The sequence below is a fragment of the Cohnella endophytica genome (assembly GCF_003628305.1).
GTDB classification, from domain to species: Bacteria; Bacillota; Bacilli; order Paenibacillales; family Paenibacillaceae; genus Cohnella; species Cohnella endophytica.
This window is the reverse complement of record NZ_RBZM01000009.1, coordinates 272,242-295,129: the sequence shown is the minus strand read 5'-3', so window position 1 is coordinate 295,129 and position 22,888 is coordinate 272,242. Positions and strand designations below refer to the sequence as shown.

Genomic DNA, 22,888 nt, shown 5'->3' with positions numbered 1-22,888 from the left:
ACCATGTCGAATCGAAGACGTAAAGGGGCAACTTGGCCATTTACGTCTTTTTGATTTTCTTTGCAAAAGTGGATTGACAGAATCAACTCTTATAAAATATATTGTTTATGCGAACGTTCGCATAGAGTAAATTAGTTATTGTAAGCGCTAATTTATTAGTTTTTGAATTAACGTTACTTCGATTATTATTCATGTTTGCCAATGAAAAGGAGGAAACCGATTGAACTCAGCGACTATCCGCGTAGCCGTTCTAGGCTTACACAACCATTACCATATTTATCCGATGGCTCATTACATTTCGCAAGGTACGGTTCCCGGTATCGAGTGGGCGGGCGTATACGACGAACGAACGCTCCAAGCGGAACAGTTCTCCGCCAAATACGGACTTACGCAAACCTATTCTTCGAAGGATGCGCTATTCGCCGACCCGACCGTCGACGCCGTACTCGTCATGAGCGATACGGGGTCGCACGAGGAAGACGTACTGCTGTGCGCTAAACACGGGAAGCATATTCTCCTGGATAAGCCTATCTCTATTACGGTCGCTCAAGCCGAACGCATGGTCCGGGCCGCGGAAGAAGCGAACGTGATTTTCATGATGGCGTACTTGATCCGTTATCTGCCTCCCTACGTCAAAGCCCGCAAATTGATCGAGCAGGGCGTTATCGGCAAACCGCTTACGATGAAAATCTCGATCCGTTGTCCGTTGTACTTCATCACCGATTCCCCGGATACGAAGGAGCCGGGCTGGTACGTCGAGCCGAAGCGCGGAGGTTATGGAGGCTTTAACGATCATGGCATCCATTACGCGGACATTATGCGATACTTGCTCGGCAGCGAGCCGGTGAGCGTGTTCGGCCAAGTCGCCAAGCTGAAGCATCGCGAGCTTGAAGTCGACGACTATGGCGTATGTGTCGTGGCGATGGATCAAGGGGAAATCGTTACGATCGAGAGCACCTGGCATGCCCCGGGTTGGTACGCGCCGATGATCAGCCAAGAAGAATGTCTCATCGTCGGCACCGAGGGGGAAATTCAAATCCATTATCAAAAAAGCCCCCAGTTAGAAGTGTCCGGCAACGGAATCAATGGCCGAGAGTACTTCGACTGGCAAGGAGACGATCGGTACGAAATCTGTTATAAGGAATGCCTGTTGGATTTCGTCGAGGTCGTCCAAGGCAACAAACCGGTGTCGGTCGGGGGTCACGACGGTCTTAAGGCGCTAAGAGTTATCGAAGGCGCATACCGTTCGTCCGACGAAGGTGCCCTCATTCCAATCAACTCTAACTAACGGGAGGAAAGTCGCGATGAATCAAGTACGAATCGGCGTCATCGGAGCCGGGAGAATTTCCCACGTCATGGCGCAAGCCCACTCGCATGTTCCCGAGTCGAAACTTCAAGGCGTCTTCGATGTCGTGAGAGCTTCCTCGGAACACCTAGCGAGCAAATACGATATCCCGCACGTGTTCGACAGTTACGAAGCGATGCTGGCCTCCGAAGAGATCGATGCCGTGCTCGTCTGCACGCCGACGTTCCTGCACGAGCAGATCGTGATCGACGCGGCGAACGCGGGCAAGCACATTTTCTGCCAGAAGCCGATGGCGCTTACCCTCGAACAATGCGAGCGCATGAACGAAGCGGCTACCCGTAACGGCGTCATACTGCAGGTCGGCTTCATGATCCGGTTTACCCCTCCGTTCGTCGAGGTGAAGGAACGTCTCGATAGCGGCGAGATCGGCGACATCATCGCGATCCGCTCGGCCGTGTTCGGCTGGGAGCCGACTGCGGATTGGTTCTATGACCCAACGCAGGGGGGAGGCATTCTCATCGATACGATCATCCACACTTTCGATCTGTACCGCTGGTACGCGGGGGAAGTCGAGACGATCTATGCAGACGGTGGAGCCTACGTCTTCGAAGGCGCCCGCAAGCACGGAACGCCGGACAATATCATGTGCTCGCTGAAGTTCAAGAACGGAGCGATGGGAAGCATTTACGGCAGCTGGTCTAGCGGGTATGGAGACAAGACGCTAGAGATTTACGGCACTAAAGGCTCCTTCTTTATCGATCTGATGGAGGCGCAAGGCGGGCGGGCGTTTATTAAGAAAAACAATGAGAACCCTTCGTCTGCGGAGGGGTGGAACAATCTCGGCGTCCTCTGGAAGTTCGGTTACCAGCAGGAAGCGCGGCATTTCACCCACAGCATTCTCGGGCGCGTCGGGCCTTCGGCGACGGGATCCGATGCGGTCGAAGCGCAAAAGCTCGCGGTGCTCGCGGATCGGTCCATGCGCTCGTCCCAGCCGCTGAAAGTATAGGGAGGGAATGCACGCATGATAGGAGTAGGAGTGGTAGGAACGGGTTTCTGGTCGAAAATGACGCATTTGCCCGCGTTCGCATCGATAGACGGTTTTGAACTGAAAGCGGTTGCGTCCGGTAATATAGCGAACGCCTACGCGGTGGCCGAACAATATGGCATTCCAGCGGTTCACCAGAGTTACATGGAATTGATTCGGAATCCTAACGTCGGGGTCGTCGATATTTGCACGCCGAACCACCTTCACGCGGACATCGCGATTTCGGCTTTCGCCGAAGGCAAAGACGTCATCTGCATCAAACCGCTGGCGACGACGGTAGAGGATGCGTACCGAATGGTCAATGAAGCGGACAAACGCGGTTGCAAGCTGTATTACGCGGAGAACGTCCCGTTTATCCCCGCGCTGGATAAGCTCAAGGGACTGATCGACTCGGGCCTCTACGGATCGTTGTTCCGCTTCAAAGCTTGCGAAGGCATCGGATCGCTTCATGCTTCCTGGTTCTCGGACCCCGAGCGGGCGGGTGGCGGCTCCATCATCGACATGGCCGTGCACGGATTGTCTTTCCTGCAATGGATGGCCGGCGGCAAGCGAGCGGTCAAGATCCACGCGGAAGCCGGAACGTTCGTCCACCCGCAGAAAGCGGAGGATACGTCGGTCATCGTCATCCGATACGAAGACGGCTCGATCGGACAGACGGAGGATAGCTGGTCGTTGGCGGGCGGTTACGATTCTCGGTTCGAGGTATTCGGTACGAAAGGGCATGCGTTAGTCGACTTGCTCTACAGCCATCCGATACGCTCGGTGATCGGAAGCTCCGTGGAAGGAGGAGCGACGGCATCCCAGTTGCATTCGGTCGACGATCATTTCGTGAAGGACGGCCATCTGAACATGATGACCCACTTCCGGGATTGCCTTTTGAATGACGCGGTAAGCTGTCGGTCCACCGGAGCGCACGGCTACGAGATCATGCAATGGGTCGATGCGGCTTACCGTTCGGTGGAGTCCGGATTACCCGTTCAACTTACGATTTAGACGAAGGAGGAACAACCTATGACGAAGTTAAAAATAGGCATGATCGGCTACGAACACGTGCACGCGGATTTTCGTTCGAAGGCGCTTAGCGAGATGACGGACGTTCAGATCGTGGCGGTGTCCGACGATAAACCGGTTTTGGCGCATCAAGCTGCCTCCCGTTACGGCGGAGAATGTTACGAGGATTACAGAAAGCTGCTCGAACGCAAAGACATCGATTTCGTCTTCATTCATTCCGCGAACGACGCGCATAAGGAAATGGTGCTCGAGACGGTAGCCGCGGGCAAAAATCTTTTCTGCGAGAAGCCGATGGCGACAAGCGCCGCGGATGCGTTGCTGATGACCGAGTCGGTCGAACGGGCGGGTCTCCGGAATACGCTCGGCTTCTGCAGCCGTTTCATTCCCGAGGCCGAGCGCGCGAAGGAGGTGATCGAGAGCGGATTAATCGGCCGGATGATCGGGCTTAGGGCGGTCATCGGGCTAGCCGGAATCGCAGAGATCGGCTGCCCGGACTATATGGTCGACTGGATGGTCGACCCGGTTCGCGGCGGAGGAGGGGCTTTCATCGACGAAGGAGCGCATGCCATCGACCTGCTGCGCTGGTACGCCGGCGATATCGCGGCGGTGTCCAGCATGACCGCGAACAACGACAAGCCGATGCTGCAAGTGGAGGACAACGCGGTAACGGCATTGCAATTCGCAAGCGGCGCATTAGGAACGCTCAATACGCTGTGGAGCATGCATATCGACGTCGGAATGCGCAACACGCTCGAGTTGTACGGCACCGAAGGTACGATCTCGCTGGAACTGACGAGCAAACATCCTAAGTTGCAAGTGTATTCCGAATTCCTGGGGGGTCAGGCGAACGGAAGCTGGTTCGAGCCCCATATCAAGCCGAAAGCGGCGGAACCCCACGATTACCAGAGCTGGCCGACGCATGCCCAGCACTACAAGCGGGAAGTGACCGACATCATTGCTTGCCTTAGGCATGATCGGCCGTTCCGCGCGAATTTCCGGGACGGTCTGCACGTCGCGCAAGTGACGGAGGCCGGATACGTCTCCGCGAGAGAGAGAAGATGGATCGAGGTTGGATAAGCACGAAGAGCAAGCCAAATAAGGGGAGGATATACAAGATGAGAATCCGCAATCTTCGGTTGGCCTTGGCTTTAGCCCTAATAGTAGGCGTAATCTCAGCATGTAGTTCCAATAACGATAACGGCAAGTCGTCCTCGGGCGGGAAGAAAACGACGTTAACCATTTCCCGTTGGGCAGGTCCTCATGCAGACGATCAGAAGGAGCTACTGAAGCAATTCGAGAGGGAGACGGGAATTACGGTCAAAATGGACGACGTGGACTACGGGCAGCTTCAGCAGAAGCAAATGTTGAACATGTCGACGAAAACCGGAGAGTACGATCTCGTCTGGGCGCAGGAAATCTGGATTCCGGAATATATCAAAGCGGGTTATCTGCATCCGATCGACGACTACGTGAGCAACGACGCCTTGAATCCGGCTGATTTCGATTTTAACGACTACAATCCCAACTTGATCAACATTCTGAAGAACGACGGCAAACTGTACGGACTTCCGACCTTCATTCAGCTCCCGATCATGGTGTACAACAACGACATGTTGGCCGAGGAAGGGTTAACGGCTCCGAAGACTTGGTCGGAGACGCTGGCGGTCGCCAAGCATTTTCACGACAAAGGGACCGGAATCGCGCTTCCCGCCAAGCAGGGGCAAGCCGCGGTCGATATTTTCTCTTCGTTGGTTCGATCGAATAACGGGAATTACTTCAACGCCGATGGCAAGCTGGACCTGACTAACCCCGCGAACGTGGAAGCGGCGGCATTCTGGAAGGACTTGTCGGCGGAATCGATGAACGGCAGCGCGAACTGGCATTTCGACGAGGTGAACAAAGCGGTTCAAGCCGGACAGGCGCCGATCGGATTCACGATATCCGGTCTTGCCGGACAATTGGAAGACAAGGCGAATTCCTCCGTGGCCGGCAAAATCGGTTATGCGCCGATTCCTTACGGCAAGCAAGCTTTCGGGACGTTGTCGGTATGGAACTGGTGCGTTACGGCGGACAGCAAGCATCCGGAGGAAGCTTACCGGTTGGCGGCATGGCTCACCAGCAAGTCGACCGAGAAACAAATGAGCTTGAAGGACGGCCAGATCGCCGCTCGTCAATCCCTCTTCACCGATGCGGACCTCGTGAAGCAATTCCCGTTCTTCCCGGCGGTCGGGGAATCGCTGAAGCAAGCCGATACGCAGCCGCTGACCGCGGACGCGCCGAAGCTTATGGAGGCTTTGCAGACTGCGTTATCCGCGATAGCCGTCGGCAATGCGGAGCCGAAAGCCGCCCTGGAGAAGGCGCAACAAGAGCTCGCTTCGGTATTTAAATAGCTCCCGAATACCGATCGCATAACCCGAATCGCTAACCGGCATAAGCGGCGGATGAGTCATCTCCTCGCCGCTTGTGCCGTTGTTTCCATACCGACATCGAGAAAGGGGAGGTGATCTCCCGATGACCCGATCGAACCGATCATATCTGGCTGGATTCCTTGTTCTGCCTGCCGTAGCGGTCGTCGTGCTCGCCATGATCGTGCCGCTGGGCTACGCGATCGTCATGAGCCTCTTCGACTTTCAAATCGGCCGAGAAGCATCCGGCGATTTCGTCGGACTGCATTACTATATCGCTTTTTTCCAAGACGACGTCGCTCTCCATTCGTTGGTGACGACTCTCTTGTTCACTTTCGTCGCGCTCGCTTTGGAGCTAGGGCTCGGTATCGGCATTGCGGTTCTTCTGGCCGACGTGCCCAAACGCTTGTCCAAGCTGCTGCGCGCCATCTACTCCATGCCGCTCTTGATATCGCCGATCATCATCGGCCTTATCTGGCGTTACCTGTACGACCCTACCTTCGGACTCGTCTACCAATGGCTGGGGCAACTCGGCTTGGCGAATGAATTCGGCGGACTGGCTAAGCCGGCTTCCGCGCTGTTCAGCATTATCGTCGCCGACGTGTGGCAGACGACGCCCTTCATCTTGCTGGTCGTGACCTCAGGCTTATCGACGATCCCGCACGAGGTATACGAGGCGAGCCGCATCGATGGCGCCGGTTTCTTGCGAACGTTGTTCAGAATCACGCTTCCGATGATCGGCAAGGTAATTGTGCTCGTAACGCTTATCCGGGGAACGGACGCATTCCGGGTGTTCGACATCATCTATGCGCTGACGAACGGAGGGCCCGCGAATTCGACGATGTCGCTTAGCATCTTCGCGTTCAAAAAAGGTTTTGAGCAATACGAGATGGGCTACGCGATGGCGATCTCGCTCATTACGATGCTCGTCCTGATCCTGCTGTTCGCGCCGCTTGTGAAGCGGTCGGCGTTCATGACCCGGGACTAAGGAGGAACACTACCATGCTGGGCAAGAGCTCCCGGAATTTACTCAAAGCCGTCGTTCTCGCTTTGTTCGGCTTATGGACGGTCATTCCCATCTGGATGGTCGTCATGACTTCGTTCAAAGGACAGAAGGACATCTTCACCGTGCCGGTCAAGTGGATGTTTCACCCGACCTTCAACAATTACTCGAAGGCGTTCTCGAACGGGGATTTCGGCAGATATTTCATGAACAGCGGCTTGGTGGCCGTTACGTCTTCCTTCCTCGCCGTCGCTTTAGGAACGCTGTGCGCTTACGGACTTACCTCCTTCGAGATGAGAAGGTCGAGAGCATTTACGAACTTCTTCATGCTAGGCAAGCTCGTTCCGGCCGTTACGATGCTGCTGCCGATGTTCGTATTGCTGCATTCCGTTGGAATGTTAGGAACGTATGTCGGTCCGATTCTCGCCCATACGGCGGTTAATCTTCCTTTTATCGTTTGGCTGGCGATCAGCTTCCTGAAGGACGTTCCCAAAGATCTCGAGCAGTCCGCGCTCATCGACGGATGCACGAAGATGCAAGCTTTTCGCAAGATCATCTTGCCGATCATCCTGCCCGGAGTTACCGCGGCGGTTATTCTCTCGATGCAATATTCATGGAACGAGCTCGTCTTCGCGATGCAGTTAACGAACATGGACACGTATACGCTGCCGGTCGGCATCTCAAGGTTCGTGGGATCCGTCTCCGTCGATTGGGGCAAGAGCAGCGCGGCTGCCACGATTACGATGGTCCCGATCATCGTGGTCGGCTTTTTCATCCAGAAGTATTTGGCGGAAGGGACGACCGGGGGCGCGGTTAAAGGCTAATCCGGTTTTCTGCACTGACAACTAGGAGGTTATCCCATGTTTTTCGGCACGCAATATTATCGTCCTCCGTTTCCCGGTTCTTCCGATTGGGATAAGGACCTTAGGCTTATCGCCGATACCGGATTTAACATCGTTAAGCTTTGGGCGGTGTGGTCATGGATCGAGCGCAAGCCGGGAGAGTTTTATTTCGGGGATCTCGATCAACTCGTTTACAAATGCCGTTCGATCGGCTTGAAGGTCGTGTTGAATCTCATTCCGGAAGGAGCGCCTTATTGGCTGGAACGCCTTCACCCGGATGCTCGTTACTGTAGCCATGATGGACAGCGTCTTGGTTTCAGCGGGGCGGCCAATATTCCTTCGGGCGGTTGGCCGGGACTATGTAGAGATAAACCGGATGTCGAAACTCTTGCTAACGGATTTCTAGCGACGGTAGCGGGAAGATACGCGGACGAGGAAGCCGTGATCGGCTTCGATGTTTGGAACGAACCGCATATCGATCCGGCTTTCGATTATCCCGATCAATTGTTCTGTTATTGCGACTATTCCCGCGGGAAGTTCGCGGAGTGGATGAAGCGCAAGTATGGCACGATCGAGACGGTGAACGTCTCCTGGCACCGAGCTTATGCGGAGTGGGAAGACATGAAGGCCCCGATTCGTTTCGGGACTTATCCGGACATGATCGACTGGCGCCGGTTCTGGGTAGAGAATCATGCCGATTGGCTCTCTTCGCGGGTAAGAGCCGTGAAGGAGGCCGCGCCGGGTAAAATCGCGATGACGCACGTTCCCTTTAGCGGGTACTTGGGCCAATGCGGCGAAGGCGGCCTCGGACAGACGCTGTCGGACGAATTCCTCTTGGCGGACCGCGTTGAACACTTCGGGTTAACGAGTTTCCCGAAATGGCTTATGGGCAACGATTACGTTCAGCATCTGATGAACGTGGAGCTTGTCGCGGCAGCCTCGGAGGGCAAGCCGTTCTGGCAGACCGAACTTCAGTCCGGAGGCGGCCTGTGGGGAATCGAGGGCAATCCGGTCGCCTTGCCCGAAGAGATTAGGCTGTGGAATTGGAACGCGATCGCGGGCGGCGCCAAGGGCGTCCTCTATTGGCAGTGGCGTCCCGAGCCGTCCGGTCTCGAGTCGCCGGGTTTCGGGCTGACCGCGCTGGACGGCGGACCGTCGGAGAGAACGCTGGCCGCCGGGGAAATCGCGAAGAAGCTTCTGGCCGAGAAAGGTTTCCATGGGGCGGCGCGGTTAGTTCCGGCTAACGGAATATACGTTTCGCGGAACGCGGACTTATTCGCTTTCGCTGCGGGAAGGGGCGAGAAGCTGTATGCGCAAGGTCTCTATGGCGTATACAGGTCGGCATACGCAGCAGGCATTCCCGTACGATTCATTCATGGCGATCATTTGGCAACGGCGGCTAGCGAGGGTCTTAACACCTTGTATGTTTCGGCTTCTTTCTCGTTAAGCTTGGAGGAGACGGAGGAGCTCGCCCGGTTTGCGGCAAGCGGAGGAACGTTAGTGTTGGAGGCATGCGCGGGCATGTACGACGAGCAAGGCACCATTCGCGGGCGCTCTCTCGTGCATGAACTGTTCGGATTGGAAGCGCTGGAAGTTTCTATTGAGGATCGGGTCGATTGGGAGTGGACGGATGCCCATGAGACGATCCGTGCAGCGACGGGAGCCCGTTATCGACAAGAGATGATGGGGACTGCAGAACGGATCGAAGTGACGGGACATTATGCCGACGGATCTCCCGCAGTCTGCCGGACGAGGCATGGCGAAGGCGAGGTCGTATGGGTAGGCACGTTGCCGTCCGTCGCCGTATCGAGATTCGAGGACCCGGGCGCGAGAACCTTCATAGCGGCGAACTTCTCCGACCGCGCCTATCCGGGCTTTCGCGTCGAACGGATAAGCGATCGTCTTGTCTATCGGCTGTTTGCGGCGGAGCATGGACGTTACTTAGCGGCAGTTAATCACGGCGAGCAACCGGGAACGATTCGTTTTCAATCCGAAGATGGCGACTGGGAGACTTTAATCGTGCCGCCCAAGGACGGAATTATTCATGACTTAAGGGGGTGATGGTTAACGGCGTCATTCGCAATACGAGTTATCCAATTCGAATGGAGGAGGAGACGGCGGAGATGAAGAGCAAATGGTTACAAGGATTGTTGGTAGCAAGCTTGGTATTCGGCATGAACGTATTTTACGGAGGGCAGTCGAACGTCGCGCATGCGGTGGCGCCCGGCGATACGATTGCGCTCAAATCGTACGTCAACGGGAAGTTTGTTTCGGCTGACAACGGAGGCGCGAACTCGCTAATCGCGAACAAGAACTCCATAACGGACCAAGAGAAGTTCGTGGTCGTGGATGCGGGGGGCGGAACGATCGCATTAAAGGCGGTCATTAATAATAAGTACGTTACCGCGGAATCCGCGGGCGTCGACCCGCTCATCGCCCGGGCTACGGCGATCGGCCCCTGGGAGAAGTTCACGATCGAGACGGCGACTGACGGTCGTGCAGTATTGAAGGCAAGCGTCAACAACCTGTACGTATCGGCGGACAATGCCGGAGCCGCAGCGTTGAAGGCAAGAGCCAGCACCATCGGAGTATGGGAGAAGTTCGATATGCTCGTCAATCCCGTCAATGGGACACGCGGAGGTTACGTGGGGGTCACGTTCGGGTTTTCCAAGGCGACGCTTACGGGCGGTCCGTATTCCGAGAATCCGACCAACATCGTGTATAACCAGCCGTTATTCAAAGCAACCTCCAATGAAGCACTATTCTGGGACAATTATGTCGAAGAACTAACGACTGCCGGAGTCGACTTCATAGCCCCGACCGTACGGGGCTACTTGCCCGATCCGCTTAATGCCGAGCGAACGGCGGCCAACGCGGCCGGGGATACGCGCAAGCTCGCGGATCTTGTCGCGGCCATTACGCGCCGGGGCTCCAATCTGAAGATTAGCATTCTGGACGACAATCCGGCGACCTGGTGGCAGAAGAAAAACGTGAACAAATATGGCGACAACAACAATCGGCCCAAGTTCGATATCGGGGATGCGAACGGTACTGGCGAGGGCGGCTATGCGTATGTATGGGATCGCAACTATCGGGTATACTTCCAGACCGTTCCCGACAGCATGAGATTTAAGCTCGACGATCGTCCCGTCATCTACTTGTGGTCGCTCGCCGATGCTTGGTTTACGAATCAAGGTAACGGCAACGCAAGGAAACTGCTGGAGTATGTCCGCTCCCGTGCACAAGCCGAGTTCGGGGTAAATCCGTTCATTATCGTAGATCAATCCTGGTTGTCCAAAGACCCGACGGTGACGTCGGCAATCGACGGCGTGCATAGCTGGTTCAACGGAAACAGCCCGACTTGGTCGCTTACTAACTTCGGAGGACGCAACTTCGGCGTCGTCGCTCCAAGCTTCGAGAAACCGAACGAGAACCAGTACACCGATCCGAATCATGGCCAGAACTTCATTACCTCGTTAAACAATACCGTCGGAAGCGGCGCATTTGTCACGCTAGCGGAGGGCTACTCGGACTGGGAAGAGAATTGTTCGATGTGGCGGGTGAAGGAAGGCGGCTATACCGTTACACATTACGATTATCTTAGCCAGCGGCTTAACATTCTGAGAAGATACACATCGCATCCGACCTTATTCAACGTTCGGATGGAAGCCGAAGCTGCCGACGCTTACAACGATACGACGACTGGCAACACCGGCGGCGTCTATCGGGACGGGAACCTGGATATTCAAGTAACTACCGATTCAGGCGGAGGCTGGAACGTCGGTTGGATCGAACCGAGCGAATGGCTGGAGTGGAAGGAGGTTCCGATCCAAGGCAGCACTCACCTAAGACTGAGGATCGCAACTCCGAACGCGGGCGAAAGAATCCGGTTCGAGATCGACGGAGTCGCCCAAGCGTGGATCAATCTTCCGAACACGGGCGGCTGGCAGTCCTGGCAGACCGTAGACGGAGGAGTTTATACGCTGTCCGCGGGGAATCACACGATTCGCCTGTACACAGATACGGGTGGCTATAACCTGAACTATTGGATCAATAACTAACCCTACGAGGGAGGCGAGGCTGTCTACTAATGTTTACTTGAGACAGCCTCGTTGATTGCATTTCCTTCTAATGCATCCTGCCAACTCAGGCGCAGATTACTAGGCATTGAAAGCTGGTAATTCCGGATTATAATAGCTATAGAATGGATTGCATCGATATGGGGAGGCAGAACGCGGATGAAGGTACCTTTAGCTTGGTTGCGTTCGGCTTCCTTTTCTTACCGGAAGAATACTTACGTAAAGCTTCTGTTGTCCTTCATCATTCTCAATATTCTTAACATCTTTATCGTATTCGGGTTCTATTATTTAAAATCCGACCAGATGATGAAGCAGGAGATAGATCGGCTCTCCCATAAGCTGCTCTCCCAGACCCAGAATGTGTCCAATTACGTCTATACTTCCACGATTAAAGGCGTGTTCGACCTCTATTACGACGATAGCATCTACTCCGCTTTATTCTCTGACGATGTGCTCGACGTGTACGATCAACATAAGCTGGTCACCCGCCTGAACCGTTTTCTCCAGACCAATCCCATCGTTCATTCCATCTATCTCTACAACATGCAGCTTGACGTCGTGGTTTCGACGGCCTATCCCAATAAGAAGATCGAAGACTTTCCGGACACCGAGATGACCGGCGTCTTGCAAAATTTCAAATACCGCTCTCCTAAGATTCCTTACTTGCTGCGCCACTCGATACCGACCAAACCAAGAGGGACTCCGACGTTATCGTTGATCGTGACGGAGCCCTCTTCAAGCACGAATCGTATGCAAGGCGCCATGATCATCAATATCGACGATGGTCAGCTCCAGAATCTGATGACGGAGATGGCCAGCGACCCGATCAATCGGATGTTCATTGTCCAAGAAGACGGACAATTCGTAACCGATCCTAAATCGGACGGTTTAAAGGATATGATGTCGAGGTTCCGATATTATTCCGATATCCAGAACGCTCATAAGCCAAGCGGCACCTTCATCAAGTCGATCGACAACGAGAAGTACGTCATCGCTTTCCAGAAAACGAACCTCGAGAGCACGGGCTTTATCTACGTCAGCGTGTACCCGTACTCGACGCTATTTCGCAGTTTGATTCAGATTCGCGATATTACGATGCTAAGCAGCATTTTTCTAATCTTCGTAAGCTTGATCGTCTCCGTGTTGATATCCAGGAAAATATACTTCCCTATACGCTCGCTGACCCAATTCGCCAGAAAGCAGGGCAAAGGGACGGCCGATCCTTTCAACGACGGAGATATCGAAACGATTAAGAGAGTATTCGCTAAGGTTATCCAAGACAATGAGTCGCTCGAGCAAGTATCGGCAAGGACTAAATTGTTGCTGAGGGACCAGTTCCTCCGAAGCCTGTTGCTCGGTTACGAAGAGAGCAGAATCGGTTTCCGCAGCTGGGTGAAGGACCATAATATTGAATTGATCGATGCCGAGCGCCTTTGTGTCCTTATTATCCGTATCGATCAATACAGGATGTTCGTGGATCGATACGACAATGAAGGCTGCTATCTCATTCGTTATGCCATGCGCAATATTGCGGAGGAAACTCTAGCGGAGCACTGCAGGTCGATCTCCGTCGATATCGGTTCGGATCATATCGCGGTTATCCTCGATAGCTCGGCGCTAAATGAAGAAGCTTTAATGCTTATCGCTCAAGAAGTGCAACGCAATATAAAGGATTACTTGAAGCTGAGCGTTACGCTAGGATTAGGCGCCCCTATAGAATCGCTAGCCGAAGCTGCGTTTTCTTACGAAGGAGCGCTGTCGGCGACGCATTACCGGATTTTCCGCGGGTCGGGTTCGTTGTTCATGCATGAGGAGCTGTTTCGCCATACGAAGAACGAATATCCTTATGATCGGGAAAAGGCGATCTTCGACGAACTTAAACTAGGCAGACAACAGAAAATGAAGGAAGCGGTAGAGGCCCTTCTCGTTACGATGGACCGGAACCCTAGCCAAGATCTGTTCGCGATATTGACCCAAGTCATTCTCAATATCATGAAGTTGATTCATGCGATGCCGTCTAAGTCCACCCCGCTTTCAACGATGGGCTACGACGAAATCTTCAATGAGCTGTTCAAGTTAGAGACGAAGCAGGAGATGGGAGAATGGATCTCGCAGCTTCTCGTTCAGGCAACGGCGGACAAAGAAGAAAAGGGCAGGAACGCGAAGAGTATGGGAACGATCGATAAGGGAGTTAAGTATATCGAAGAAAATTATTCCCGAGTAGACTTCTCGGTGACGGACGTGGCAGACCGGCTGCGCTATTCGGTCAGCTATCTGAACAAGCTTTTTAACGACAACCTGTCTTATTCCGTTCATGAATACATTAACCGCATGCGGCTCCAGAAAGCCATTGAGCTCATCGAACGATCCGAGCTGCTCATTAACGATATTGCCGGGCTCTCCGGATTCAGCTCCAGCAATTATTTTTACTTCGTATTCAAGAAAGCATTCGGCATGACTCCGAATGCTTACCGTAAGCTTCATGGTCAATCGGAAACCTCGGCACGGCAGGGAATATCGGAAGAATAAAAACTAGAACTCGGGTAGACGCCGCGTTCTTTTTTTTGCCGTTTAATAGGACTCAGAATCGCGGGGCGGACTGTAATATCTTCTTTATAGTTGTATTTCTGAGTGATAATCGGATTTCGAAGTAGTTTTGACGGCTTGCCGTGAGCCAGAATGAAGGAGCGATCAAGCAATATCGACGAGGGGAGACCACCACTATCGTATGAATGCTAAGACACGAGCCCGGACGGCTAAATCTTTGTTGCCCGGACAGGGCACGCTGTATCTGATGGCGTTACCCGGAATCCTATTCTTCTTCATCTTCAGTTATTTGCCTATGTTCGGAGTCATTCTCGCGTTCAAGAATTACAACTTCGCCGGGGGGATATTCGGTAGCCCGTGGGCGGGTTTCGACAACTTTGAATTTTTCTTCACTTCGCCCGACTTGTACCGCATCACTTTTAATACGTTGTTCCTGAATTTCCTGTTCATTGTATTCGGAACGCTAGCCGCAGTCGTTACCGCCGTCTTATTGAACGAGATTCGCAGCAAGGTTAGCGCGCGGATTTTCCAGACGTTCATCTTTTTCCCGTACTTCATTTCTTGGATCGTCGTTTCGCTGTTCTTGGGAACGTTCCTCTCCTCGGAGAGAGGAATCATCAACCAGCTGCTAAGCGCGATCGGCCTCGATAGGGTAGAGTTCATGAACAGCCCGGGGTTATGGCCCGCGATTCTTGTCGTCGTCTACTTATGGAAGTCGACCGGATACGGTCTCGTTATTTACCTAGCCGCAATAACGGGCATCAATCCCGAGTATTATGAAGCGGCGCGTATAGATGGTGCTAGCCGATTTCAGCAGATCATTCGAATTCTTCTTCCTCAGCTTAGGCCTACCGTTTTGATTTTGCTAATTCTTGCGGTCGGTCGGATTTTCTACGGGGATTTCGGGATGATCTATGCGCTAGTCGGAGATAACGGCCAGCTGTACCCGACGACGGACGTCATCGATACTTACGTATTCCGTTCGCTCAGAACCTATGGCGATATCGGAATGACATCCGCGGTAGGACTCTACCAATCGCTCATGGGATTTCTCATGGTCGTGCTGGCCAACTGGATATCCAAAAAGCTCAGCGATGAGAAAAAAGGCGTTCTGTATTGATTCGCATGGAAGGAGCGGCTATATGGTCGAGCACAAATCCGTCAGCTACCGGTTGTTCAATTCTATTAACTATCTTTTCTTCTCCGTCATCGGCATCGCATGCTTAGTGCCTTTCCTCATCGTGCTGGGCAGCTCGTTCGAAGCGGAACAGAACTTGAAGGAGGCCGGCTTCGCGCTCATCCCTAAACAGTTTACGCTTTATTCTTACGAGACGGTGTTCCAATTGAACTCAGTCATGCAATCGTTCCTGGTCAGCGTTACCGTTACGGTGATCGGCACGTTATCGGCTCTTCTCGTGACGAGCCTGCTTGCCTATCCGCTGTCGCAGCGCGAAATGAAGTTCCGTAGTCTCATTCTGGGCTACGTTCTCATTACGATGTTGTTCAGCGGCGGGCTCGTTCCTTGGTACATCCTCATCACCAAGTATTTGCACCTCAAGGATACGTTATGGGTGCTCATCGTCCCCTATCTCGTAAACCCGTTTAATATGTTCGTGCTCAAAAGCTTCTTCGAGACGATTCCGCGGGAGATCGTCGAATCGGCCAGGATAGACGGCGCAGGCCATTTCCGCTCTTTTCTGAACATCGTCATTCCGCTCTCGACCCCGGGACTCGCTACGATCGGCTTATTTTACGCTTTGGCGTATTGGAACGATTGGTGGCTTTCCTTAAACTTCATCGAATCCGACAAGCTTATGCCCGTACAGCTGCTGCTCAAAAAAATGATCTCCAACCTGACCTATATTTCCAGTCAGGTCGATACTTCGAAATTCATCCAGGTGCCTGCTAATGGGGTCCAGATGGCGACGACGATAATCTCGATCGGCCCGATTTTCCTTGTATATCCGTACATCCAGAAGTATTTCGTAAAAGGGCTGACGATCGGAAGCGTTAAAGGCTGAATCTAGCTATTCACCGTATTTCGGTATAGCATATTAAATTGGGAGGTCATGAAAAGATGAAGAAAGTTTTCTTCAAGTCGGCACTATTCCTGCTTGCGGTCATTCTCGTAACGGTAGGTTGTTCGAACGGTAAAGGCAACAATGCGGGAAGCTCATCCCCGCCTGCTGTCAGTCCGGAGCCGAGCGCGGCTAACAGCGCCGATACTTCCGTATCCGGGGACAATTCCAAAGAGCCTTCGCCGCAGAAACTAAACCAGGTCAGCTTGAAATTACTCTTACCGGGAGATAAGCCGCAGCATTACGACGAGGTTATGAAAGTATTGAACGAAAAACTGACCGAGAAAATTCAGGCGACGCTGGACATCCAGTACATCCCATGGGACAGCTACAAGGATCAGATTCTCGTGAAGCTAGCCGCGGGAGAAGAGTTCGATTTTTACTATGACGGTTGGTGGCAGAACTACGCGCAAGTGCTTACGAAGGGCGGAGCTCTTGATATTTCCGATCTATTCGAGAAGAACGCACCGGATCTATACAATGGCTTGACCGCCGCTTACGTCGATACGAACCGCTACAATGGCAAAATATACGGGATCCCGGTACCGGGCCCGCTTGAATATCCGATGGCGTACATCTACCGTGCCGACATCGCCGAGAAATACGGCTATACGCCGGATATGTTCAAGACTAAGGAAGACGTGCAGAACTTTGCGTTTAAGGTCGTGGGGGAGGATAAGTCCCGCGTTGGCAAGTTGAACGGGGAATTCACGGGTAACTATCAAGCTCTGGCGTTCCTTGGGATGCAAAGGGAATACGTTCCCAGCAACGATTTTAATTCGCCGGGGATGCTTCTGAACAATGAACCCAAAGTCATTAACCAATTCGAAACCGATTATTACAAAAGCGTGCTTACTTACGCGAACAAAGGGTACAACGGCGGGTTGATCGACAAGGACTCCTTGTTCAGCAAGTCGACGGTGGCGACCGATGCCAATACGGATGCCAAGACGATCGGCGGGATCGGGAATCCTTCGGAAGGCAACTTGGGCGACCGCACGGCGGCAATCTCCAAGATCGAACCGGGCGCGCGATTCGAGCAGGTATTCTTGGAGCAAGGGACGAAGATGGTAAGCTCGTTCAAGGCAGGCAATTTTACCGTCCTCTCTCCATCTTCCAACAATCCGGAGCGAGTACTTATGTTCCTGAACCTGATCTATGCCGATAAAGATATTCGCGATACCTATTTGTACGGGATCGAAGGCCAGGATTTCGTCGCGGTCGGCGACAACCAGTTCAAATATCCGGATGGATTGGATCGGACGAAGGTATTCCAGAACGAATGGTGGATGGTAACGCCTTGGAAAAACGCCAGAATTCCGGCGACTGCTACCGATACCGACAAAGCGTCGATTGCCTACATTACGGATCCGAACAACTTCGTGAAGTCCGTCATCGCCGGTTTCGAGTTCAACCCGGACGCTGTGAAGTCCGAGATCTCCAAGGTGGGAGCCGTCGTTACCGAATATCGCAAGGTGCTGGAGAGCGGAGCGGGTACGAGCGCGCAACTCGAGTCCAGATATGCGGAGTTCCTCGCCAAGCTGAAGAAAGCGGGAGTAGACAAGATCATCGCGGAGAAGCAGCGGCAAATTGACGAATTCTTGAAAAAGTAGAATGTCGGATTAAAGGGTTAGTCCTGTGGCACCCATAGTCGGAACACTTTGCAAAAAGGTGTTAAGGTTATGGGTGTTTTTTTGTATGCAGAATATCCCGTGAGGGATGAAACGATTGTCGGTATCGTATAGGTAACGTTTCCATTGAAGGTTGAACAAAAACGAGAGGGCAAATATTATTGTTGTTTCTATTATTGGGAGTCGGCTCTTTTTAATAAGAAATATACCCAATTCAGTGCCCATTCACCCCTGAATCTACTCGTGGCAGTCTGAAATAGGATTTGACGGAATGAAAAGAGGGGGGATATACTAGTGACAATTTCAACGGAATCGCTTTTTGTGGAAACGTTTCCTTAACATGAGTCGGTCATAAGCAAACTATATTTCGATAGCAACTTATCATCAATAGAGGTGAATACTATGAGCGTGAATATTAAAGATGTCGCTAGGATTGCAGGAGTGGGCATTTCTACGGTGTCCAGGGTGATCAACAACACGGGAATAGTAAGCAAGGCAACGAGGGATAAAGTTCTAAGCGTTGTCGAACAGTATAATTACGTACCCAACAATAACGCCCGCAACCTCAAAGCTACTCAATCCAGAAATATCGCACTCATGGTAAAGGGAATTACGAATCCTTTTTTCTCCAATATGATTAAGGAAATCGAACGGCAGGTAGACCTGAGAGGTTATCCTTTTATGATCTACCACGTGGAAGACGGAACGAATGAAATCAATGCCGCGATCCAATTGGTACAAGAAAAAAACCTCTGCGGCATTATTTTTATGGGAGGCACCTACGATCATTCCGAGGAAAAATTCAGACGGCTGAACATTCCGTGCGTGCTTACCACGATCACCGCTCAAGAAGTCGACCCGTCGATCTTTTCCAGCGTCATTATCGACGATCTGAAGGAGGCCTACAAGGCGACTAAATATTTGATTTCCCTCGGACATACCGCCATAGCCTTTATGGCCAAATCGCCGTTCCTGAACGAGACGACGGGTAACCGCAGGTTTCTGGGATATATTAAGGCTTTGGAGGAAAGCTCCATCCCCTACGATCCTCAGCTGGTGGAGGACTGCGAATACAGCGCAAGCTCCGGATTTAGCGCAACGAGGCGATTGCTTAACAAAGGCAGGGGCGTTACGGCCCTATTCGCGGCAGCGGACACCATCGCGATCGGCGCGGCCAAAGCCGTTCTCACCGCAGGATTGTCCATCCCCGACGATATTTCCATTATCGGCTTCGATGGCATAGAGATGGCCGAATACTACCACCCTTCCCTTGATACGATCAGCCAACCCGCTAACGAAATCGCTCTATCCAGCGTGAGCCTCTTGTTTGATCTCATTACCGGACAATCGGTCAATCAACATATCGTATTCGATGCGGTGCTGATCAAGCGCGGCTCGTGCAAGAACCCTGGGATGAAGAGGGTTTTTTAACTTTATGAATTCAGATTTTTGCCCGAGGGTGGTTGATATCGGATGCGCATGAAACGTCGAATGAACTTGATTACGCTTATCCTGCTCCTCATGTGCATTATTATTATTCCGGTGCTTTTCCAAGGCTATATGTTAGGAAAAGGAGGGGTAAAGCAAGTCGAGGCGTTGTACGATAAATCGGTTTCCAGCAACATGGAGTCGCTTTCCATCAGCTTGGACTTCTATGTCAATCACATCGAGGATTATATCCGCACCCTGTCGCAGGATCAGGAACTGCAGAGCTTGTTAAATCGGGCTAAGAACGATTCCGGTAACAGCCAAGCGGCGGTCAGAGAGCGCTTGAAATCTTTTACCGCAGCCTATCGGTTGAGAATTCCGTTATACGTGCAAATCATTAACGGTCGCGAGGAAGTATTCAGCAATAACGTCTTGCACGATACCGAAGTCGAAAGGTTAAAACAAGTCGTGCGCGGATTCAATTGGCCGGAGGACCGGATCCCTTACGACAATAACATCATGTATCGCAATGTGGGTGCCAACTTTCACGATCTCTCCGATGGACATAACGCGTTATATTTCACTAAAAATATCGTGCAAGGGAACTCGGCGCTTGGACTCTTGAACATAGAAGTGAACGATAGTTTATTTCAGGGGCTGCTGCGCAAAATCCAGCTGAATAGCTCTACGCTTGCTTTCATCAGCCAGGAAAACGGCGACCTGCTCATATCGAGCGAAGACGATGAACCTAAACTGCAGGAGCTATCGAGGAATGCGGTTTCCAAGGCCAAGATCAACGGAACGGAGTATGAAAGCTTCCGTATCAAATGGGACGGGCAGAGCTACTTCTGCTCCATTCAGAATATTCCGTTTCTGAAATGGTATTTAATTGCCTTAACGCCCGAAAAATTGCTGGCCAGCCCGACGAAACAGCTGTGGAATCATACGCTAACCGTAACCGTGGCGTCCATCCTTCTTATCTCCCTTATCCTTTATATTTTTACGAGAAAAGCAATGGTGCCTATCCTGAACTTGTCCAAGACGGTCCGTAAAATTCGGTTTAACGATTCCGGGCAAGGGCAGACGGTCAACTGGCACTTCCAATACAAAGGCCTGGAAGAAATCGAAATCCTATTCTCGGGCATTCAACAGATGGTCGGGCGAATTAACGAACAAATCGTGCGGATCAAATCGGACGAGCGCGAAAAATCGAACTTGGAATTGAATCTGCTGCTATCGCAGATCAAACCCCACTTCCTGCATAATTCGATCAATTCGATCCGATGGATGGCGGAAATGAAGGGGGAGAAGATTATCGCCCAAACGCTGGTCAATCTAAGCAGCATGCTTAACTATACGCTAAGCAAATCGCTCACGATCTGGAGCACGATCGGCGAAGAAATGGACTACGTAAAAAGCTATATCGCTTTTCAAGAGAAACGTATTTTCATGCAAATCGAAACGATATGGGACGTGCCCTGGGAGCTCCGCAGCGCGAGGATCCTTAAGTTGACGCTGCAACCCATCGTAGAGAACGCGATCTTGCATGGCTTCGCCGATCTCGAAGGAATTACGCCTCGATTAAAGCTGTCATGCGTCTTGGAAGAGGATCAGGTACGGGTGGAAGTGACGGATAACGGAGTCGGCATCGAAGAAGCTTCGCTCGCCGGCATGCTTTTGAGTGATCCGAGCGAAGTCGAGGACGAGGAGAAAACGTCGGGCATCGGGTTAAAGAACGTGCACCGCCGTCTGCAATTGGAGTACGGCGCGCGTTACGGCATCGAGATTAGCAGCGTGATCGGCAAAGGGACTGTCGTCGCGCTAACGTTCCCTTATCTCGTTCATCATGGAGGGGTATCCGAATGAAAGTCATGATCGTGGAAGATGATATGCTGGTCAGAATGGGAATCAAGTCGCTGATCCCCTGGTCCGAGATGGGGCTGGAAGTCGTCTGCGAAGCAAGGGATGGGGCCGAAGCCGTAGAGCTGTACGAGACGTTCGTGCCCGACATCGCGCTCGTGGATATTTTGCTGCCCAAAATGAACGGGCTCGATTTTATAGAAAAGGTGAAACCTCTTAATCCCCACGGCGAATTCATTATTTTGACCTGCAATCAAGATTTCGAAACGGTTCGCAAATCGCTGCGTCTGGGCGTTCACGATTTCATCGTCAAATCGACGATGGAAATCGAAGAGCTTCAACGAATTTTGAAGCAGTTAACGGACAGGATGAAATCCAGGCTTCTGGAGCAGCCGGAGCAAGAGACAGCGGAAGCGGGCTCGCGTTTCATTCGCAAAGCGGGTTTGCTGAGAGATTGGCTGCATGGCTTGTATAATGGCTTGGAGACGGAAGATTTCGCCGAGAAATTGGGCGAGTTCAAATCTTTCGTGCAAGCAGGACAATATCAGGCTTGGGTCGTTTCTTTAGACAATTCCCCGAACGATTCGATTTTAACCTCGCAGGAAGTCGTTAAAATCGGACGCTCGATCGATAATATGGCAGTCGAGCTTTACCGGGGCAAGCTGATCGGATTCGTGGAGAACATCCAAGAGAACCGTTGGCATGTCCTGTTACACGGCGGGAACGGTCTGGAGATCGAACCGAAATCGTTGATCGATTCCGTTGCGCAATATCTGGGGTATTCCCTATCCATCGGAGTAAGCGCGAAGTTTACGGACTGGCGGGAGTGGATCGAGTACGACCGTAAAGCCGGCGAGTTACTCAGCCTCAAATATTATCGCGAGAATGACCGCTTGTTCCAGGGCGAGCTGCCGGAATCCTCGCTTTCCGATGCCGTGTTTCGGTGGAAAAAGTCCATTACGAACAAGCTGTCCGGCTATCAGTTCGAGCAGGCGGGAGAAGTGCTCGCCGATCTGAAGCAAGCCATCGGACCGCCGTATCCCAAACCGGTACTGGTACGCAACGTACTGGAGGACATCCTGTTTCAACTTAAGCAGATCGGCGAAATGTCGGGAAGACGCCCGCTCGAGGCGCATTTTCAGCGGTCCGAGCTACTCGACTGCGTTTCGTTAACGCAAGCCGTTCATTTGTTAGCTAATGCCATTCAGGCTTTGCAGGACCCGACAGCCAAAGAGAAGCACGGTCAGGAAAGAAAGAAATTCGTCGAGGCCACCGAGTTGTTCATTCAGGAGCATGGATTCGAGGAAATCAGTCTAAACGGCATCGCTTCGCTCCTTAAAGTAAGCCCCGTCTATCTCAGCAGGATTTATAAGGAGGAGAAGGGGGTCTCTTTCAGCACCGCCGTTCTCGCGGCCAAGGTGGAGCAAGCCGAAACGATGATCCGCAGCGGAATGACGCTGACCGAAATTTCCGATAAGCTCGGATACTTGAATCTGAGCTCGTTTACCCGAATGTTCAAGAAAATCAAAGGCGTCGCTCCGTCGCATTACGCGGATACCGATACGGAAACGGATTAATAACGGTCAATACGGCTGCATAAAATGATAAATCCGTTCCGCTTCGGATATAAAATGATAAGCGAAATGGTTGGTT

General features: G+C 52.3%; 16 protein-coding genes. All 16 read left to right on the top strand.

Features of this window, described 5'->3' with window-relative positions; genetic code table 11:
- The first annotated feature begins 220 nt into the window (after nt 1-220).
- The 16 genes from D7Z26_RS21470 (at nt 221) to D7Z26_RS21395 (ending at nt 22,812) form a co-directional block, all read left to right on the top strand.
- The gene (locus D7Z26_RS21470; RefSeq protein ID WP_120979067.1) at nt 221-1,288 is read left to right on the top strand and encodes a Gfo/Idh/MocA family protein; all 1,068 of its coding nucleotides are present in this window, start codon (nt 221-223) and stop codon (nt 1,286-1,288) included.
- A 16-nt stretch (nt 1,289-1,304) separates the two neighbouring features.
- A complete protein-coding gene (locus tag D7Z26_RS21465) occupies nt 1,305-2,312 on the top strand; it encodes a Gfo/Idh/MocA family protein (protein WP_120979066.1) in 1,008 nt (335 codons plus the stop codon).
- A gap of 15 nt (nt 2,313-2,327) precedes the next feature.
- Nucleotides 2,328-3,344, top strand: coding sequence for a Gfo/Idh/MocA family protein (locus tag D7Z26_RS21460; protein WP_120979065.1), 1,017 nt, complete (start codon nt 2,328-2,330; stop codon nt 3,342-3,344).
- A gap of 18 nt (nt 3,345-3,362) precedes the next feature.
- On the top strand, nt 3,363-4,439 hold the full coding sequence (locus D7Z26_RS21455; protein ID WP_120979064.1) for a Gfo/Idh/MocA family protein: 1,077 nt from the start codon (nt 3,363-3,365) through the stop codon (nt 4,437-4,439).
- Between the two features lie 38 nt (nt 4,440-4,477).
- Nucleotides 4,478-5,752, top strand: coding sequence for an ABC transporter substrate-binding protein (locus D7Z26_RS21450; RefSeq protein WP_158602395.1), 1,275 nt, complete (start codon nt 4,478-4,480; stop codon nt 5,750-5,752).
- A gap of 121 nt (nt 5,753-5,873) precedes the next feature.
- Entirely contained in the window at nt 5,874-6,755 is an 882-nt protein-coding gene (locus D7Z26_RS21445; protein ID WP_120979062.1) for a carbohydrate ABC transporter permease, read from the top strand.
- A gap of 14 nt (nt 6,756-6,769) precedes the next feature.
- Complete coding sequence (locus D7Z26_RS21440) at nt 6,770-7,594, top strand: carbohydrate ABC transporter permease (RefSeq protein ID WP_120979061.1); 825 nt, start codon at nt 6,770-6,772, stop codon at nt 7,592-7,594.
- Nucleotides 7,595-7,630: 36 nt separating this feature from the next.
- Nucleotides 7,631-9,673, top strand: coding sequence for a beta-galactosidase (locus D7Z26_RS21435; protein WP_120979060.1), 2,043 nt, complete (start codon nt 7,631-7,633; stop codon nt 9,671-9,673).
- Nucleotides 9,674-9,735: 62 nt separating this feature from the next.
- A complete protein-coding gene (locus D7Z26_RS21430) occupies nt 9,736-11,673 on the top strand; it encodes a DUF5010 domain-containing protein (protein WP_158602394.1) in 1,938 nt (645 codons plus the stop codon).
- Between the two features lie 177 nt (nt 11,674-11,850).
- Entirely contained in the window at nt 11,851-14,220 is a 2,370-nt protein-coding gene (locus tag D7Z26_RS21425) for a helix-turn-helix domain-containing protein (RefSeq protein ID WP_120979058.1), read from the top strand.
- Nucleotides 14,221-14,419: 199 nt separating this feature from the next.
- Entirely contained in the window at nt 14,420-15,358 is a 939-nt protein-coding gene (locus D7Z26_RS21420) for an ABC transporter permease (protein ID WP_120979057.1), read from the top strand.
- Between the two features lie 22 nt (nt 15,359-15,380).
- Nucleotides 15,381-16,259 carry a carbohydrate ABC transporter permease gene (locus D7Z26_RS21415; protein WP_120979056.1) on the top strand — a complete coding sequence of 293 codons (879 nt, stop codon included), beginning with the start codon at nt 15,381-15,383 and terminating at the stop codon, nt 16,257-16,259.
- A 56-nt stretch (nt 16,260-16,315) separates the two neighbouring features.
- Nucleotides 16,316-17,929, top strand: coding sequence for a DUF3502 domain-containing protein (locus D7Z26_RS21410; RefSeq protein WP_120979055.1), 1,614 nt, complete (start codon nt 16,316-16,318; stop codon nt 17,927-17,929).
- Nucleotides 17,930-18,355: 426 nt separating this feature from the next.
- Nucleotides 18,356-19,378 (top strand): LacI family DNA-binding transcriptional regulator, encoded by a 1,023-nt coding sequence (locus D7Z26_RS21405; protein ID WP_120979134.1) that lies wholly within the window; start codon nt 18,356-18,358, stop codon nt 19,376-19,378.
- Nucleotides 19,379-19,420: 42 nt separating this feature from the next.
- A complete protein-coding gene (locus D7Z26_RS21400; protein ID WP_120979054.1) occupies nt 19,421-21,241 on the top strand; it encodes a sensor histidine kinase in 1,821 nt (606 codons plus the stop codon).
- Entirely contained in the window at nt 21,238-22,812 is a 1,575-nt protein-coding gene (locus tag D7Z26_RS21395; RefSeq protein WP_120979053.1) for a response regulator transcription factor, read from the top strand. Before D7Z26_RS21400 ends, D7Z26_RS21395 begins: the two co-directional genes overlap by 4 nt.
- The last annotated feature ends 76 nt before the right edge of the window (nt 22,813-22,888 follow it).

Coding starts and splice junctions, on each gene's coding strand:
- D7Z26_RS21465 (WP_120979066.1), top strand. CDS start 1,305: ATGAATCAAGTACGAATCGGCGTCATCGGAGCCGGGAGAATTTCCCAC.
- D7Z26_RS21460 (WP_120979065.1), top strand. CDS start 2,328: ATGATAGGAGTAGGAGTGGTAGGAACGGGTTTCTGGTCGAAAATGACG.
- D7Z26_RS21455 (WP_120979064.1), top strand. CDS start 3,363: ATGACGAAGTTAAAAATAGGCATGATCGGCTACGAACACGTGCACGCG.
- D7Z26_RS21450 (WP_158602395.1), top strand. CDS start 4,478: ATGAGAATCCGCAATCTTCGGTTGGCCTTGGCTTTAGCCCTAATAGTA.
- D7Z26_RS21445 (WP_120979062.1), top strand. CDS start 5,874: ATGACCCGATCGAACCGATCATATCTGGCTGGATTCCTTGTTCTGCCT.
- D7Z26_RS21440 (WP_120979061.1), top strand. CDS start 6,770: ATGCTGGGCAAGAGCTCCCGGAATTTACTCAAAGCCGTCGTTCTCGCT.
- D7Z26_RS21435 (WP_120979060.1), top strand. CDS start 7,631: ATGTTTTTCGGCACGCAATATTATCGTCCTCCGTTTCCCGGTTCTTCC.
- D7Z26_RS21430 (WP_158602394.1), top strand. CDS start 9,736: ATGAAGAGCAAATGGTTACAAGGATTGTTGGTAGCAAGCTTGGTATTC.
- D7Z26_RS21425 (WP_120979058.1), top strand. CDS start 11,851: ATGAAGGTACCTTTAGCTTGGTTGCGTTCGGCTTCCTTTTCTTACCGG.
- D7Z26_RS21420 (WP_120979057.1), top strand. CDS start 14,420: ATGAATGCTAAGACACGAGCCCGGACGGCTAAATCTTTGTTGCCCGGA.
- D7Z26_RS21415 (WP_120979056.1), top strand. CDS start 15,381: ATGGTCGAGCACAAATCCGTCAGCTACCGGTTGTTCAATTCTATTAAC.
- D7Z26_RS21410 (WP_120979055.1), top strand. CDS start 16,316: ATGAAGAAAGTTTTCTTCAAGTCGGCACTATTCCTGCTTGCGGTCATT.
- D7Z26_RS21400 (WP_120979054.1), top strand. CDS start 19,421: ATGCGCATGAAACGTCGAATGAACTTGATTACGCTTATCCTGCTCCTC.
- D7Z26_RS21395 (WP_120979053.1), top strand. CDS start 21,238: ATGAAAGTCATGATCGTGGAAGATGATATGCTGGTCAGAATGGGAATC.